This window comes from Pantoea sp. Cr_R13 (assembly GCF_029222565.1).
GTDB classification, from domain to species: domain Bacteria; phylum Pseudomonadota; class Gammaproteobacteria; order Enterobacterales; family Enterobacteriaceae; genus Pantoea; species Pantoea eucalypti.
Window position 1 is genome coordinate 282680 of record NZ_JARHXL010000019.1, and the last position, 17923, is coordinate 300602.

Consider the following 17923-nt stretch of genomic DNA (forward strand, 5'->3'; position numbering starts at 1 on the left):
GAGGTTCGCCTCCACCGCGTGATTCGCGCAGACAGAGTCAAGTAAAAGGCCGTGCTTTCCGAAAGGAAGCGCGGCTTGTTGCCGTTTATGAGCTGAAAATCTGGGGCGTATGGCTGGACGAATTCCACGCGTATTTATCAACGATTTACTTGCCCGCACGGATATCGTGGATCTTATCGATGCCCGCGTTAAGCTGAAAAAGCAGGGTAAGAATTTCCATGCGTGCTGTCCTTTCCATAATGAAAAAACGCCCTCTTTCACCGTAAACGGCGAAAAACAGTTCTATCACTGTTTCGGCTGTGGTGCACACGGCAATGCTATCGACTTTTTAATGAACTTTGATCGTCTGGAGTTCGTTGAAAGTATTGAAGAGCTGGCCACTTCCCACGGTTTAGACGTGCCTTACGAAGCAGGCAGCGGGCCCAGCCAGATGGAACGCCATCAGCGCCAGAGCCTGTATCAGCTGATGGAGAACCTGAACGGTTTTTATCAGCAGGGCCTGCAGCAATCCAGTGCGCAGCCAGCACGCGACTATCTTGATCGTCGTGGTCTGAGCGCCGACATCATCAATCATTTCGCTATAGGTTATGCGCCAGCCGGCTGGGACAACGTTCTCAAACGTTTTGGCAAGCAATCGGAAGACCGCGAGTCATTGATGGAAGCGGGCATGCTGGTCAGCAATGACAAAGGCCGTACCTATGACCGGTTTCGCGACCGCGTCATGTTTCCGATCCGCGATAAACGTGGACGCGTCATTGGTTTTGGCGGACGCGTGCTGGGTAACGATACGCCGAAGTATCTGAACTCACCGGAAACACCCATTTTTCATAAAGGCCGTCAGCTCTATGGCCTGTATGAAGCCGTTAAGAACCATCCTGAACCCGCCCGCCTGTTAGTGGTCGAGGGATACATGGACGTGGTTGCGCTGGCGCAGTACGGCATCGATTATGCCGTTGCGTCATTAGGCACCTCAACCACTGCTGAACATATTCAGTTGCTGTTTCGCAGTACCGACACCGTGATCTGCTGTTACGACGGCGACAGAGCGGGTCGTGAAGCGGCCTGGCGTGCGCTCGAGACCGCATTGCCTTACATGAATGATGGTCGTCAGCTACGCTTTATGTTTTTACCCGATGGTGAAGATCCGGATACGCTGGTACGTAAAGAGGGTAAAGTCGCCTTCGAAGCGAGGATGGAGCAGGCGATGCCGCTCTCTTCGTTTTTATTTGATAGCCTGCTGCCGCAGGTGGATCTGAGCTCACGCGATGGAAAAGCGCGCCTGAGCACATTGGCTTTACCGCTTATAACGCAGATCCCCGGTGAGACCTTACGTATTTATATGCGTCAGGAGCTGGGGAATAAACTGGGTATTCTTGACGATAATCAGCTTGAAAAGCTGATGCCGAAGCAGGCCGCAAGCGGAACCGCGCCGGTTGCGCCTCCGTTGAAGCGTACCACTATGCGTGTACTGATTGCGTTACTGATTCAGAACCCGCAACTGGCCACGATGGTGCCTTCTCTGGATGGGCTGTCTGAGTCAAAGATGCCGGGTTTACCGCTATTTATTGAATTAGTGGGTCGTTGTAATGAGAATCCTGGATTGACCACCGGTCAGCTACTAGAGTTATATCGCGGAACAAATTTTAGTCAGACGCTTGAAACACTGGCGATCTGGAACCACATGATAGTAGATGAAGAAGCCGAAGCGGTGTTTCAGGACTCGCTGGCCAGCATCTATGATGCTGCTCTTGAAGAGCGCCTGGAGTTTTTGATTGCGCGTGAGCGCACTCAGGGACTCAGCGCCGATGAGCGCCGTGAATTCTGGACACTCAGTCAGGCGTTTGCCAGGAAATAACCGTTTTCAGCATGCTGCCCGTCTGAACGATGAAAGGGCAGCCGCACGAATTTTAGGGGTCGGCGAGTAAGCCAGGCCCTGAGCACAAATTTTAAAGGCCGTAGGCGTCGATGCCAGTCTGGTTACCGCCAGCGCACAGCTCCCGGAGCGTACTGATGTACGTGAGGAGAGCGAGCACTGCCGGGGAGCAGAATGGCGAGTAAGCCAGGCCCTTAGCACAGAGTTAACAAGCGGCTTAAGTGCCGATTACTGATGGGCAAAGCCCACGCCGCGACGAAGGCAGCGGCAAGAACTAAACGCCTTCACTGCTTATTGTTGGCGCGCTGCCGACCGACACCAATCTAATTTAACAGAAGTGTGGATACCGTCTTATGGAGCAAAACCCGCAGTCACAGCTCAAGCTTCTTGTCACCCGTGGTAAGGAGCAAGGCTATCTGACCTATGCTGAGGTCAATGACCATCTGCCGGAAGATATCGTCGACTCAGATCAGATCGAAGACATCATCCAGATGATTAACGACATGGGTATTCAGGTGGTTGAAGAAGCCCCGGATGCCGACGATCTGATGCTGAACGAAAACAGCTCCGATACTGATGAAGATGCCGCAGAAGCTGCCGCTCAGGTGTTATCCAGCGTTGAATCTGAAATCGGGCGCACTACCGACCCGGTTCGCATGTATATGCGTGAAATGGGTACCGTTGAACTGCTGACGCGCGAAGGCGAAATCGACATCGCTAAGCGTATTGAAGACGGTATCAACCAGGTTCAGTGTTCTGTCGCCGAATACCCTGAAGCCATTACTTATCTTCTGGATCAGTATGACAAAGTTGAAGCAGGCGAATCACGCCTCTCTGATCTGATCACTGGTTTCGTCGATCCTAACGCAGAAGAAGATATTGCCCCAACGGCAACGCACGTAGGCTCTGAACTTTCTGAAGCCGATCGTAACGACGATGAAGAAGAAGATGAAGAGGATGATGACAGCTCCGACGACGATAACTCAATCGACCCGGAACTGGCGCGCGAGAAGTTTTCTGACCTGCGTAAGCAGTATGAAGCGACCCGCAGCGTGATTAAGAGCAAAGGTCGCAGTCATGCTGCTGCCGTTGCCGAAATCCAGAACCTCTCTGACGTCTTTAAACAGTTCCGCCTGGTACCGAAGCAGTTCGACTACCTGGTAGGCAGCATGCGCACTATGATGGAACGTGTCCGTACTCAGGAACGTCTGATCATGAAGCTCTGTATTGAGCTGTGCAAAATGCCGAAGAAGAACTTCATCACGCTGTTTACCGGCAACGAAACCAACGAAAGCTGGTTCAAAGCCGCTCTGGCGATGAACAAGCCATGGTCTGAGAAGCTGCTGGAAGTGCAGGATGACGTGATGCGTTCCCTGCAGAAACTGGCGCAGGTTGAAGAAGAGACCGGCCTGACCATTGAACAGGTCAAAGACATTAACCGTCGCATGTCGATCGGTGAAGCCAAAGCGCGTCGCGCTAAGAAAGAGATGGTGGAAGCTAACCTGCGTCTGGTTATTTCGATTGCCAAGAAATATACCAACCGTGGTCTGCAGTTCCTCGACCTGATTCAGGAAGGTAATATCGGCCTGATGAAAGCGGTTGATAAGTTTGAATATCGCCGTGGTTACAAGTTCTCGACTTATGCGACCTGGTGGATCCGTCAGGCTATCACCCGCTCGATCGCCGACCAGGCGCGTACCATCCGTATTCCGGTGCATATGATTGAGACCATCAACAAGCTCAACCGTATTTCGCGCCAGATGCTGCAGGAGATGGGCCGCGAACCAACGCCGGAAGAGCTGGCTGAGCGTATGCTGATGCCAGAAGATAAAATCCGTAAAGTGCTGAAAATCGCTAAAGAGCCAATCTCTATGGAGACGCCGATTGGTGATGATGAAGATTCGCATCTGGGCGATTTTATCGAAGATACCACGCTGGAGCTGCCGCTGGATTCTGCTACCTCAGAGAGCCTGCGTTCTGCCACCCACGACGTGCTGGCTGGCCTGACCGCGCGTGAAGCCAAAGTGCTTCGCATGCGTTTCGGTATCGATATGAACACGGACCATACGCTGGAAGAAGTGGGCAAACAGTTCGACGTTACGCGTGAGCGTATTCGTCAGATTGAAGCGAAAGCCCTGCGTAAACTGCGCCATCCGAGCCGTTCGGAAGTGCTGCGTAGCTTCCTCGACGATTAAGTCCGACAAAACCCCGGTTCGCCGGGGTTTTTTATGCCTGCCTGTTCGCGCCACTCCCCTGCCCTGCCCGACGTCAGTGACTCTCCGGATGCAGTTCCAGCCAGAGCTGACGATACGCCCCGACCATCTCGTCCAGTGATGCACGATTCAGTCCGCTGGGATTCGGCAACACCCACACCTGGGTTTTCCCCATACATATCGGCTGTTTGCCCCATTCGACCTTACTCTGTTTAAAAGCACGACGGAATGCATCCTTACCCAGAATGGCCAGCGCTGCGGGTTGATAATCCAGTACCTTCTCCATCAGGCGTTTACCGCCATCCCGCAGCTCATCAGGCGCCAATTCATTTGCCTGCACAGTTGGCCGTTCTACCAGCATGGTGATGCCGCAGCCGGTTTCCGTCAGGCGCTGCTCCTCTTCCGGCTTCAGCTGCTGCCGGGTGAATCCCGCCAGATGAATAACCTTCCAGAACCGGTTACCGGGATGCGCAAAGTGAAATCCCTGATGGGCAGTTGACTGACCTGGATTGATGCCGCAGAACAGCACATCCAGACCTGAAGTGATAATGTCGCGGATAGCGTGCTCACTCATGCTGCCACCTCCAGCGTACGCTGCTTCAGCGCATCGCGGCTGCGTTGCAGCATCTGGCTGGCCTGCTCTGCATTCGGACAGGCCCGCGCCAGCGCCAGTGCACCCACCATCTCTGCCAGCATGCTGGAGGCCAGCGCTTCCGCTTCGGGCAACCTCAATGCACGCAATATCTGCGTCAGATCGGTGTGCAGGGTAGTAAAGCCCTGTGCGAAGATCTGCCGCGTAGGCTGCGGAAGATGCGCCACTTCACTCACCAGTGCGGCCAGCGGACAGCCCTGAGCCGGTGTATTGCGATGCGCCTCGGAAAGATAGCTATCAATAAAGTCAGCCAGCTGTTGCGCGGGCTGAGTCACGGCGTTCTCAGGCCTGAAGGTATCTGCTTCAGCAAACATATACTTCAGCACCTCTTCAACCAGCTCCTCCCGCGATGCAAAATGCGCATAGAAGCCGCCGTGTGTCAGGCCAACCCGCTTCATCAGCGCCGCTACACCGATCCCTTCAGTGCCGGTTTCACGCATCACATGCGCCGCTTCGCTCAGGATACGCTGCCGCGTATGCGCTTTGCTGCCCTGCTTTTCCATATCATCTCCTGCCGTTTTGCTGCATGGCTTCTGGCTATTATAGTAATTATTACGCTCATCATATTCCAGCTTGACGGCAAATATGATGATCGTCATATTAACTATAGTTATGACGACCATCATACGAGGAAAGATCATGTCACAAGCAGGCACAGCATTAATTACCGGCGCATCAAGTGGTATCGGCGCGACTTACGCAAAACGACTGGCAGCACGCGGTTATGACCTCATCCTGGTCGCACGGGATCAGGTACGGCTGACTGCACTGGCGGATGTGCTGACTCAACAGCACGCTATTCACGTGACGGTGATGGCTGCTGACTTAACAGATGAGCAGGATCTGCAACGCGTGGAGTCGGAGCTTGCGAACAATGCACAGATTACATTGCTGCTGAACAATGCGGGTATGGATGTTGAAGGCGGATTTCTTGAGGCAGATAGCTCGCGCATCAACAGCATGCTGGCATTAAATATTCTGGCTCCAACCCGTCTGGCACAGATCGCTGGGCGGGCGTTTAAAGCACGCGGTCACGGCATTATTATCAATGTCGCCTCGGTGCTGTCGCTGGTGCACGAGATGTTTAACGGCGCGTACAATGCCACTAAATCTTATGTGCTGACTCTGACGCGCACCATGCAGCGTGAACTTGCTGAGAGCGGCGTACAGGTTCAGGCGGTATTACCTGGCGCAACCCGTACCGAAATTTTCGAGCGTGCCGGAAATTCAATTAATAATATCCCGGCTGAAATGCTGATGGATGTTGATGAGATGGTGGATGCAGCACTGGCTGGTCTCGACAGCAAAGAAGCGGTAACTATTCCGGCGCTTGAGGATCTGCAGATGTGGTACGACTATGATCAGGCACGTGGCGCGATGATACCGCATCTTTCGTGGGATAAATCAGCATCCCGCTATCGTCAGGGCTGAGTCAGTCATCTGACATAGCATCTGACATCGGATTTTGCTTAAGGCACGGAGAAGCATTATCCGTGCCGATTTGCGACCACTGCGCCAGGCGTTGCCAGATTTGTTATATAAATCAGCAGGTAAATCGCTGCTGCTTATTTCAGCAACCGGTAGCTGAGTGCTGGATCGTCCTGAAGAGATACTTTATAATCCCCGCTCCGCTGGCCCCTTAGCTCAGTGGTTAGAGCAGGCGACTCATAATCGCTTGGTCGCTGGTTCAAACCCAGCAGGGGCCACCAAATAAAACAAGGAGTTAGATGAGAAATCGTCTGACTCCTTTTTCTTTGGGCGCGAATCAGGTGATGTAGTGGGTGACGTAAGTGAATGGCTGGATGACGTAAGTAGTGTGGGTTTAAATGTCTGGCTGGCCGGTCGCCAGAAATCTGATTTCCTATCTTCAAAAGCCTGACAGCCGTTCGCGCTCAATCATCAAAACAGCCTTACCTGAACCATCCCAGGATTACAGGTCAAAAACAAGTTATGAGTTTCGACGATTCCATTCAGCAACTGCGCAAAGAACAGCTCGCGCACCAATCAGATGCAGAACGCTTTATCAGTGTTAAAACGCTTTTTGAACAGCTTAAACAACTCTACGCAGATCAAAGTTACAATGCCTTATGTCTTCTGGCATTGAAAAAGTATCGAAGTGCAAAAGTGCAGCCATCACTTCACTGGTTTAGTGATGGACGCTGGAGCGACATTCCGCCAGTTGCCTTTTTTCAGCTTTTAGATAAACACGGCGCACCAAACATAGGTGCCCCTGATTACTATCCGAATGCTGAGGCAGCACTGCGAGCAGTGAGAGATGATGTCATGAATACTAATAAGCTGGCTGATTGTGGTTTTCTTCGTACAGAAATTACTGCTTCGCTTGGGATTACGCTTGATACGGCAAGACCAGAAGAGCTGGCAAGTGAACAAGATAGCTCGGACATAAAAGCCGAAAACCTGGTACTTAAAGAAAAAATTGAGGCGCTGGAAAAACGTCTGGCTGCTCCTATAGACAAAGCCGAAACTTATGCAGCTAAACGGGAAGAGTTTTTCATCGCTGTTATAGCCAGTTTGTACGACAAAAACAGACTCACCTTTGCAAAGGATTTACTGCCAAAAGCACCGGAGCTTTTGAGGTTGGTCGAAAATAAGATCCCGCTATTCTGGCCAGCGGAAGGGTGTTTTCCAATGAGTGAAGAGCAATGCCTGAAAATTCTTCGGGAAGCGATTAGCCTGCTTGAACGCGACGTGACGGATCTTCATCAGTTGCGGGTTGAAAAGAGACAGATGCAAAAAACAAGAAAATTAAATCTTATTAATCAGTAGGATAACAAAGGTCACCAAGGTATCTTTCTAGGGTATCCACGACATAAACTCTCTCGATTTTTAAGATACGTTTCATATTGATTCGCTACCGAGAGATTAAACATGAAACACATCAATTCTTTATCAACAACTGTCAGCCACCTCCCCGGCCCCCAACGCCTGATCCGCATTCATGAAATGATGGCTCTTTTGAATTGCAGTCGTACTACTCTTTACCGCTGGGCAAACAGTGGTGAATTCCCTGCGCCAAAAAAACGCGCCGGAAGAACCATGGGCTGGACAGTCACGCAATATGAACAGTGGCTCGATAACTGCTGCTAAACCTCTAAGCAGGGCTGGAATTTCCAGCCTTTCTTTTTATGTGCTGATGCAACCATTTGAAACAATCAGCGCATCAAATCGTTATCAATCAGTGATTCTGATACAGCCGTAACCCTATGATAAAAAGTAAAATTGGCAGTCTGGATTCAGCCCATCAGGAACCGGTAATTAATAATATTGCGCGCAGTACGGTTTATCCGGATATCCAGGCTAAAGGCGAGTTTCTGTATGACGATGTTCTCTGGCCAGTCATGCCTGAAGAGTGTCAGCAGGATGTGAAGATCATGAATTCTTTGTTCAAGGCAGTTGATAGAACCTATGTCAGTTGCTCTCGCTTTCTGGCAATCCGATATGATTTTCATCTGCCTCAGTACACGGCTGACAACCGCGTTATTACCCGCTTTCATCAGCTATTGATTCCTGCTCTAAGGAAGGAGTATCCCAAAAGCTTTGCTCGGGTGTTTTGGGTGAGAGAACAGAATCGGGCACCAGCTCAACATTATCATTACCTGCTGATGGTTGATGGCAACTGCGTGCGTCATCCTCTTAAAATTAATAAGCTGGTGGAGAGCTGCTGGAAAATTGCAACGGGCGGAACGGTCTGGTTTCCAAAGCATGGTTACTACTTAATTCGAAAGAACGACACTGAGGCTATGGCCGCGTTGCTACTGCGGGTGAGTTACTTTGCTAAGCGGCACTCTAAGGAAGGAATTGCTAAAGACATTGCGCGTTCAGGAACTAAGCATTACCCATTTTTAAAAAAAACCAAACACATTAAAACTGTGCAATTACGTACTCAGATTGCTGATTTTGATCGGGCACAAGCGCATTGCCCTCTTCCCGGAAAGCTGGATTCGTTTTTCACTCCCGCAGAGCCTTCTGCTGGTAAGCCTGCGACACTGCCCCTGAAAGATAGCCAACGATTGGATGAGGCTGCCTCACTGACAATGAAGGCGCTCAGACGAGCGTTGCAGCGTTTTAGTATACTCAGAGGCCGCCTGCCTGACGGTAATAGCGCCGTGGCTGGCAATAAACTGAACCCTCACTGGTACCGTCATTTTGAGCGCTACTACCGCTATTACTGGCCATGCAATATCAGTGTTTCACAGTATTGCCGTTGGTATTACCTGAATCCGTCTACAGCAAGCCGCTATTTATGCAACTATCCGGCCAATTTAATTAATCCTTGGCTATTGGCTCGCTGGCTATAAGTACGAATCAAGGCAGGAAAATGGAAAACACAAGAAAGAGTAATATTATGATTTCGATCCCCCATTCACTTAATCGTAAGTTGAAGACGCATGTGGGCGGAATTGATTGGCTAACCGGTTATGAAATTGCGCCGCTGACTGATGCACAGCGGCTGCAAAGAAAGCAGCATCTGCATGCTTTGCCTGCAACGCTGGATGAGTTGTTTGAGCGTTTCCTACTGCCTGCCATTGAGTGCGACACGCATTACAAGGACTACAATTTCTGGAGCGATACGTGGCGCATCCAGTGGGCTTACCACAAACAAAATTATCGTCGTGAGGCGATTTTGAATGGCGTAACACAGCAGCAATATGCAGAAGTGCATAAGCTTCCCAACCGTGTGATGTACGGCAATCTGCATAAATGCGGAGGTGCAGCGATCCGTGTGCTGTTTTGGGTTTATCATCGTCGGCAGTTCCACCAGCAGCAGCGACACACGGTTCAGGAATACATTTCTGAGCATCAGCTTCCCCAACGTACAGCGCATCGTCAGTTGTCACGTCGCCCAATGGATGCAATCTGGGCTGAGCATTTTGATAGGTACTACACCGATGCGTGGTTGAGAAAGTGTAATGTAAGAGAATATGCGGATTTCTATGATTTGAACGTCACTACCGCCCGTCAGTATCTATTCAACTTTCCGAAGGGGCTATTTGACCCAATGCTGATTAAGCCTTGGATGTGATTTTCCGACAAGGAGCAGTGTGAAAATATGATCATAAAAAATGATCATTGAAAAAATGATCAAAACCTTCAAACGGTAAACAACGCAATGATCATGAAGTGAATATCAGCAAGCATAATATAGTGTTAAACCACCTTTTCGTTGATATACCATATCAATTCAGTGCAAAGAGGCTATCGGCAGCTCCTCAACACATGAACGGCTTGATTGAATAAATCAGTTTTGGAGTAAACATTCCTGTAACTGGCTTTAGTTGTCAGGCAATACTCACGCTTTCTGTCATACCTGACCTCGCCCTTTTTGAACGCACACACCATGGCTAAAGCCTCTGCTACCTGATCATCGTAATCTGCGTAGAACAACGCATACTGATTAGCATGCAGAGAGCCGCCCACCTTAGCTAGCGTTTCATCAGTTGCAGATATCTTTAGTCATTTCCACATGATGTGGTGGATGTGATGGGCTGCCAGCTCGGCATCGGGTACAATTATTGAAATCATATTTTCAATATCTCACGCTCCACTTTCGGAAAGTAAATGACAAGAACAGACATGCCTAATCCCATCACCCAGTACACCATCAATAAAGCGTTGTGGGCCGCCTGCGATACCTTCCGAGGCACCATCAGCGCCGATACTTACAAAGACTTTATCCTCACCATGTTGTTCCTGAAGTACATCTCGGACGTCTGGCAGGACCACTATGACGGTTATAAAAAACAGTACGGTGATGCGCCGGAGCTGATCGACGCGATGATGGCGAACGAGCGTTTTGTCCTGCCGGAAAGCGCCAGCTTTTATGCCCTCTACGAGCGCCGCCATGAGCCAGGTAATGGGGAGCGTATCGATCAGGCACTGCATGCAATTGAAGAAGCTAATGGCACCAAACTGAAAGATGCTGGCAAAAGCGTGTTCCAGGACATTTCGTTTAACACCGATCGCCTGGGTGATGAAAAGCAGAAAAACACCATTTTGCGCCAGCTACTGGAAGATTTTGCCGGTGAAGCCCTTAACCTGCGGCCGGGACGCGTTGGTAAGCTGGACGTTATCGGTAATGCCTATGAATACCTGATCAAGAACTTTGCCGCCAGCGGCGGTCAGAAAGCCGGTGAGTTCTATACCCCGCCGGAAGTTTCCGACCTGATTGCCGAGCTGCTGGCGCCCCAACCGGGAGATACTATTTGTGATCCAGCCTGTGGTTCGGGCTCGCTGCTGATGAAGTGTGGTCGTAAAATTGTCTCTGAACATAACAGCCGCAACTATGCCCTGTTCGGTCAGGAAGCGATTGGCTCGACCTGGTCCTTGGCTAAGATGAACATGTTTCTGCACGGTGAGGACAACCACAAAATCGAGTGGGGCGATACCATCCGCAACCCGAAACTACTTGATAAACACGGCGACCTAATGCTGTTTGATATTGTGACCGCCAATCCACCATTCAGCTTGGATAAGTGGGGCCATGACGAGGCCGAAAACGATAAGTTTGGTCGCTTCCGCCGTGGCGTACCGCCGAAAACCAAAGGAGACTACGCTTTTATCCTCCACATGATTGAAACCTTGAAACCGGGCAGTGGACGCATGGGTGTGGTAATTCCTCACGGCGTCCTGTTCCGTGGTTCTAGTGAGGGGAAAATTCGCCAGAAGCTGATTGATGAAAATCTGCTGGATGCGGTGATTGGCCTGCCGGAGAAGTTGTTCTACGGTACCGGTATTCCGGCGGCGATTCTGATATTCAAAAAGAAAAAAGTGGATGACAAGGTGCTGTTTATTGATGCCAGCCGGGAATGTAAGGCGGGTAAAAACCAGAATCAGCTTAGTGAAGAAAATATCCGCAAGATTGTGAAGACCTACCGCGAAGGCGATAACGTTGAGAAATACGCTTACCTTGCCAGCCTGAAAGAGATTCAGGATAACGACTACAACCTCAATATTCCGCGCTATGTCGATACCTTTGAGGAAGAAGGCGAGATTGATTTGTTGGCAGTGCGCGCTGAACGTGAGCAACTTAAAACTGAACTGGCTAAGCTGGAAGCCGAGATGGCGGGTTATCTAAAGGAGTTAGGTTATGGTGCCTGAGGGGTGGTCTTCAGTTCAAGCGCAAGACGTATGTAAGTCTATCTTTGTTGGTGTTGTTATAAAACCTTCACAGTACTATGTTGATGAAATGAATGGGGTTAAGGCTTTCCGTTCGGCAAATGTCAGGGAAGGATTTATTAACGATCGTGATTGGGTTTATTTTTCTTATGAAGGTCATGCAGTCAATAAAAAGAGTCATTTAAAAAAAGGTGATGTCTTAATTGTGCGTACGGGTTATCCAGGTACAGCATGTGTTGTTACGCCAGAGTTCGAAGGTTCAAATGCCATAGACATTGTTATTGCCAGACCAGATATTGGCAAAATCATTCCTGAATACTTATGTGCTTATACAAACAGTCACATTGGTAAAAGCCAAGTATTAAATCTTCAGGGAGGAATGGCACAAAAACATTTGAATGTAGGAGCTTATCAGGTACTTCAAATTAGTTTGCCCCCCCTCCCCGAACAAAAAAAAATCGCCCAAATCCTATCCACCTGGGATAGCGCGATTTCAGTGACGGAAAAGCTTCTCACCAACAGCCAGCAGCAGAAAAAAGCCCTGATGCAGCAGTTGCTCACGGGTAAAAAACGCCTGCTGGATGAAAATGGAGGGAGGTTTAGTGGGGAGTGGGAATACACCATATTCGGGGATTTAGGTGATACCTATACTGGTTTGACAGGGAAGACCAAGGAGGACTTTGGTGCGGGTAAACCATATATCCCTTACATCAATATTTTCAAAAATTCCAGAATTGATACTCAAAGCTTAGAGTACGTGCAGGTTCATGATGATGAACGACAATCTGTTGTAAAATACGGCGATATATTTTTTACTACATCATCGGAGACGCCAGATGAGGTTGGTATGTCTTCAGTTCTATTGGATGAAGTTGGTGAGGTATTTTTAAACTCATTTTGCTTCGGTTTTCGATTGAATAATTTCGAAACTCTTATTCCAGAATTTGCTCGTTATCTGTTCCGTAGTGAACATGTACGCCGTCAGATTTCGACATTAGGTCAGGGAGCAACTCGCTATAACCTTTCAAAATTACAATTAATTAAGTTAGAACTTAACCACCCCTGTGTGGAAGAACAACAGAAAATCGCCGCCGTCCTCTCCTCCGCCGATGCTGAAATCGCCACGCTGGAGAGAAAACTCACCTGTCTGAAGGATGAGAAAAAAGCCCTGATGCAACAGCTGCTGACCGGTAAACGCCGGGTGACTGTCGATGTGGATGCCGCGTGATGAAGCTGACCAAAAATGCACCCCTGACCGACGCCGAAATCGACTGGCTCGAAGAGGTGTTGCTGAAGTACGGCAATGATGACTCCATGCTCTGTTTTTCTGAGCTGGATGGCTTCCTGACAGCGATTGTCTCCGGTCCGAATATGGTTTCCCCGAATATCTGGCTCAGCGCCCTTTAGGGGCGGGGTGACTACCATCCTCACTGGGACTTCGAGAAAGAGATGACGCGTTTTGTGGAGCTGTGTTTTCGGCGCATGAATGATATCGCGGGCTGTCTGTATGAGGCACCTGAGCAGTTTCAGCCGATTTTCAATGGTCGTGAAGTGAAGGGGACGACATATACCATCGTCGAAGAATTGTGTTTCGGGTATATGAAAGACCGGTCACTGGACGACTGGTCAGCCCCGCCGGAGGCCTTACGTCCCTCACTGGAAGCGATAGCCCTGCATGGTTTCGAAAAGAATTTCCCTATGGTTGAGAAGCTTTCGCCCACATAGTTTGAACAGAATATTGCGCTTATTCAGCTTGCCACGCTTTCCCTGTATCAGCACTGGCTGGCGCAGCGGATGTCTGCGGATGTTGTGCGCCCTGCCCCCGTCAGGCGTGAGGCTGAAGTGACGGGACGTAATGACCCCTGCCCGTACGGTAGTGGTAAAAAATTTAAAAAATGCTGCCTGCACTGAATGTGCAGGGCGTGACTTGCCGCTGAAGGAGCACGGTTGTCAGCGGTGATAAAAAGGATAAGCAATGACCCCGACCAACACCCCGAAGTTTCAGGAAGAATACAGCGCTAAAATCCCGGCCCTGACGTTATTGTCCGGTCTGGGGTGGACGTTTTTGTCTCCGAAGCAGTGCATGGCTTACCGGGGTGGCAAACAGGATGAGGTGGTGCTGCGTCCGGTTCTGCGCGAGGTATTGTCAGCCCGCACCTTTATGGCCGACGGAAAGGTTTGTCGGTTGTCCGATAAGGCGATAGATAACCTGATATCACAGATTTGCTCGCCCGCCCTGAATGAAGGGCTTCTGAAAGCCAATGAGCGGATGTATAACCACCTGCTCTATGGTATTGCCGTGACGGAGTTTGTTGACGGTAAAAAGGTTAACCCGACTGTTGCTATGATTGACTGGGCACACCCTGAGAACAACCAGTTCCACTTTACCGAAGAATTTACCGTGCTACGCTCAGGCGGTGTGGAGACTCGCCGCCCGGATATCGTATGCTTTGTGAATGGTATCCCTCTGGCGGTGCTTGAGGCGAAACGCCCGGACGGTCACGGTAATAAGGGGCCTACCACGGATGAAGGAATATCCCAGAGCATCCGCAATCAGCGCAACGATGAAATCCCGCAGTTGTTTGTCTACAGCCAGCTATTACTGTCCATCAACGGCCATGATGGCCGCTACGGAACCTGCCACACCCCGATGAAATTCTGGGCTGCCTGGCGCGAAGAAGATATTACCGACGGGCAGATGCTTGCCCTGCGTAATACCCCATTGACTCCGACACAAACTGCTGCCCTGTTTACCCATCGTAACGAGGCAGATCACCAGTGGTATCAGCAACTGATGGCCGGGGGCGAGCTGGCGGTCAGCGGGCAGGATAAGCTGCTTATTAGCTTGCTCTCCCCGTCGCGCCTGCTGGAGATGACCCGCCTCTTTACGCTGTTTGATACCAAAACCGGCAAAATTGTGGCCCGCTATCAGCAGGTGTTCGGTATTAAACGTCTGCTGGAGCGAATCAATACTCGCCGTCCTGATAGTGGCCGGGAAGGCGGTGTTATCTGGCATACCACTGGGTCCGGTAAGTCTTACACCATGGTCTTTCTCAGCAAAGCGCTGATTCTTCATGACAGCCTTAAACAGTGCCGCATTATTGTGGTGACAGACCGGACAGACCTGGAAAGCCAGCTCAGCAACACTTTCGCGTCCGGTGGTGAGCTGTCGGGCACCGATGACAAAAATAAAGCCATGGCGACTTCCGGCCAGAAACTGGCAAAGCAAATTGGCTCCGGCAAGGATCGCATCATCTTCACGCTTATCCAGAAATTCAACTCAGCCACAAAACTACCTGAATGCGTGAATACCAACCCCGATATCATCGTGCTGATTGATGAGGGCCACCGCAGCCAGGGCGGGGAAAATAACGTCCGCATGCAGCTGGCGCTGCCGAATGCCGCCTTTGTGGCCTTTACCGGAACCCCACTGCTGAAGGAAGATAAAACCACCAGCAAGTTTGGTCCGATTGTCCATGCCTATACCATGCAGCGGGCCGTAGAGGACCAGGCCGTCACGCCACTGCTGTATGAAGAGCGCATTCCTGACCTTGAGGTCAATGACCGGGCCATTGATGCCTGGTTTGACCGCATCACGGACGGACTGAGTGAGGCGCAGGTCGCTGACCTCAAACGCAAATATGCCCGCAAAGGTGAGGTGTACAGTGCCGATGACCGTATCCGTCTGATTGCTCTGGATATCGCTACGCACTTCTCAAAAAATATCGATGAAGGGCTAAAAGGACAGCTGGCCTGTGACAGTAAAGCCTCGGCCATTCGTTATAAAAAATACCTGGATGAAGCTGGATTATTCGAATCTGCCGTGGTTATCAGTGCCCCGGATAGCCGGGAAGGTAATACCAGTGTGGATGAAAGCCGACAGCCGGAGGTGACAAAGTGGTGGAAAGAAAATGTGGGCTCGCAGGATGAGACGACATACACCCGCGACATCATCAACCGTTTCGATACCGACGACAGCCTGAAGCTGCTGATCGTGGTGGATAAACTGCTTACCGGATTTGATGAGCCGAAAAATACCGTGCTATATATCGACAAGCCGCTGAAGTCCCATAACCTTATCCAGGCGATAGCGCGGGTCAACCGCTTACATCCGCTGAAGAAGTTTGGCCTGCTGATTGATTATCGCGGCATTCTGGCCGAGCTGGATACAACCATCGGTCAGTATCAGGACCTGGCCTCCCGGACGCAGGGAGGCTATGACATCAGCGATATTGACGGGCTCTACAGCGCCATGAGTACCGAATATAAACGCCTGCCCCATCTCTACAACCAGTTATGGGCCATCTTTGCGGGTGTCAAAAACAAGCAGGACATAGAACAGCTGCGGGCGGTACTGGTCCCCCGGATGGAAGAGCGTGACGGAGAATTGACCGATATTCACCAGAAAACCCGGGACGATTTCTTTGAGGCATTAACCGCCTTTGCCGGATGCCTGAAGGTGGCCCTGCAGTCCGCTACCTTCTTTGCGGATAAAAGCTTTACCGAGCAGGACCGCAATCTTTACAAGGAGACAGTGAAGCAGATGTCCAGCCTGCGCCAGTGGGCGATGCAGGTCAGCGGCGAACAGGTCAACTACGATGACTATGCTGAGCAGGTGAAAAAGCTGCTGGACAAGCATGTGAGCGGCGTGGAGGTGCGTGAACCCAGCGGGGCTTATGATGTCGGGCTGATGGGAAAAAGTGAAAAGCCCGAAGAGTGGGAAACCGACAAGACCCGCAATGAGACCGATATCATCAAAACCCGTGTGACGAAAATGATTGAACAGGACCTGCGTGATGATCCGTACGCGCAGGAACGTTTCTCAAAACTGTTACGCATGGCGATTGAAGAGGCAGAAAAACTGTTCGACCATCCACTGAAGCAGTACTTGTTGTTTCAGGAGTTTGAGCAGCAGGTACAAGCCCGTAAGCTCAGCGATATCCCGGAAGCATTGTCAGTCAATCGGCATGCCCAAGCCTACTACGGTGTGTTTAAAAAAGAGTTACCCGAAGTGTTTGATCTCAATGATCCGCAGGTACAGGACAAATGGACACAACTGGCCTTTGAGGTGGACGGAATTATTATCAGTGCGGTGGCAGAAAACTCCCTCAACCCACAGGACATTGAAAAAGTCGTGAAAACCCGACTACTGCCTTTATTGTTTGCGGCCTGCAGGGAAGCGGGGGCTGGTATGAATCAGGTCAACCGTATCACCGAATCCCTAATCCAGATACTGCGTGTGGGTTTGAATAAATAATGAATGAGAAAACGCCATCATCTTTACAGGCGCTACAGCTGTTTTATGCTGGTGAGTCGATTACCGTCCAGTGCGTTCCGCGCCGGATGGTAAAAGGCCGGTTGCTTATTAAGGTCCACCCTGATGGTCGGGTGGTCGCCTCCGTGCCTGCAGAGACTCCGGAACAGGCGGTACTGAGCGCTCTGAAAAAAAGAAGCCGCTGGATATACCAACAACTGCGTGACTTCAGAGCACAACAGGCGCATGTCATTCCTCGCCAGTATGTGAGCGGAGAAAGCCACTACTATCTAGGCAAGCAATATCAGTTGAAAGTGATCGAAGCCCCAACCCTGCCGCAGAAAGTGAAAATGTCACGGGGATGCCTGGAGGTCACTGTCAGACATAAATCGGCAGAGAAAGTGAAGTCACTGCTGGATGAGTGGTATCGAGAACGCGCCAGAGATGTATTTCAACGCCGCCTCGATATCTTGGTGCCACAAACGCTTTGGGTCAGCGAACGCCCTCCGATCCGCCTGAGGGCGATGCAGACCCAGTGGGGTAACTGCTCTGCTAAAGGTTGCTTAACACTCAACCCTTGGCTGGTCAAAGCCCCTTCAGACTGTATCGATTATGTTTTACTGCATGAGCTTTGCCATGTGGCAGAGCATAACCACAGCGAGGCCTTTTATCGCCTGATGGGGCAAGTGATGCCTGGATGGGAAAAGGTAAAAAAACGCTTGGACGGCATGGCGGAGATGCTGCTGTCAGGGATGTTACAGACAGAGGAAGACTCATGATATGCAGGATGGTTA

Annotated in this window: 13 protein-coding genes, 1 tRNA gene and 1 pseudogene; 13 read left to right on the forward strand and 2 right to left on the reverse strand. The window is 50.5% G+C overall.

Going from position 1 to position 17923, the window contains the following annotated elements:
• Positions 1-109: 109 nt before the first annotated feature.
• Positions 110-1855: a DNA primase gene (gene dnaG / locus P2R09_RS20830; RefSeq protein ID WP_039659379.1), complete on the forward strand. Its 1746-nt coding sequence runs from the start codon at positions 110-112 to the stop codon at positions 1853-1855.
• 371 nt (positions 1856-2226) lie between these two features.
• Positions 2227-4068 (forward strand): RNA polymerase sigma factor RpoD, encoded by a 1842-nt coding sequence (gene rpoD / locus P2R09_RS20835; protein ID WP_003848431.1) that lies wholly within the window; start codon positions 2227-2229, stop codon positions 4066-4068.
• Between the two features lie 73 nt (positions 4069-4141).
• On the opposite strand, the gene mug is transcribed toward rpoD, so the two are convergent.
• On the reverse strand, positions 4142-4660 hold the full coding sequence (gene mug, locus P2R09_RS20840) for a G/U mismatch-specific DNA glycosylase (RefSeq protein ID WP_275772494.1): 519 nt from the start codon (positions 4658-4660) through the stop codon (positions 4142-4144).
• Entirely contained in the window at positions 4657-5241 is a 585-nt protein-coding gene (locus tag P2R09_RS20845; RefSeq protein WP_275772496.1) for a TetR/AcrR family transcriptional regulator, read from the reverse strand. The genes mug and P2R09_RS20845 overlap by 4 nt, the downstream gene beginning before the upstream one ends.
• A 136-nt stretch (positions 5242-5377) precedes the next feature.
• Between P2R09_RS20845 and P2R09_RS20850 the strand changes: the two genes are divergently transcribed.
• From P2R09_RS20850 to P2R09_RS20900, 11 genes and pseudogenes are all read left to right on the forward strand, one after another.
• Positions 5378-6169 (forward strand): SDR family oxidoreductase, encoded by a 792-nt coding sequence (locus P2R09_RS20850; RefSeq protein ID WP_275772498.1) that lies wholly within the window; start codon positions 5378-5380, stop codon positions 6167-6169.
• Between the two features lie 202 nt (positions 6170-6371).
• Positions 6372-6447: transfer RNA gene (locus tag P2R09_RS20855), tRNA-Ile, on the forward strand.
• Positions 6448-6688: 241 nt separating this feature from the next.
• Positions 6689-7525 carry a hypothetical protein gene (locus P2R09_RS20860; protein WP_275772500.1) on the forward strand — a complete coding sequence of 279 codons (837 nt, stop codon included), beginning with the start codon at positions 6689-6691 and terminating at the stop codon, positions 7523-7525.
• 102 nt (positions 7526-7627) lie between these two features.
• Entirely contained in the window at positions 7628-7846 is a 219-nt protein-coding gene (locus P2R09_RS20865; RefSeq protein WP_071591677.1) for a helix-turn-helix domain-containing protein, read from the forward strand.
• Between the two features lie 116 nt (positions 7847-7962).
• On the forward strand, positions 7963-9057 hold the full coding sequence (locus P2R09_RS20870) for an inovirus-type Gp2 protein (protein WP_275772503.1): 1095 nt from the start codon (positions 7963-7965) through the stop codon (positions 9055-9057).
• Between the two features lie 20 nt (positions 9058-9077).
• Complete coding sequence (locus tag P2R09_RS20875; RefSeq protein WP_275772506.1) at positions 9078-9782, forward strand: hypothetical protein; 705 nt, start codon at positions 9078-9080, stop codon at positions 9780-9782.
• Between the two features lie 551 nt (positions 9783-10333).
• Entirely contained in the window at positions 10334-11857 is a 1524-nt protein-coding gene (locus P2R09_RS20880) for a type I restriction-modification system subunit M (protein WP_275772508.1), read from the forward strand.
• On the forward strand, positions 11847-13103 hold the full coding sequence (locus P2R09_RS20885) for a restriction endonuclease subunit S (protein ID WP_275772510.1): 1257 nt from the start codon (positions 11847-11849) through the stop codon (positions 13101-13103). Before P2R09_RS20880 ends, P2R09_RS20885 begins: the two co-directional genes overlap by 11 nt.
• A pseudogene (locus P2R09_RS20890) lies at positions 13103-13786 on the forward strand (YecA family protein). Before P2R09_RS20885 ends, P2R09_RS20890 begins: the two are co-directional and overlap by 1 nt.
• A 64-nt stretch (positions 13787-13850) precedes the next feature.
• On the forward strand, positions 13851-17132 hold the full coding sequence (locus tag P2R09_RS20895) for a type I restriction endonuclease subunit R (protein ID WP_275772512.1): 3282 nt from the start codon (positions 13851-13853) through the stop codon (positions 17130-17132).
• Complete coding sequence (locus P2R09_RS20900) at positions 17132-17908, forward strand: SprT family zinc-dependent metalloprotease (RefSeq protein ID WP_275772514.1); 777 nt, start codon at positions 17132-17134, stop codon at positions 17906-17908. Before P2R09_RS20895 ends, P2R09_RS20900 begins: the two co-directional genes overlap by 1 nt.
• Positions 17909-17923: the final 15 nt, after the last annotated feature.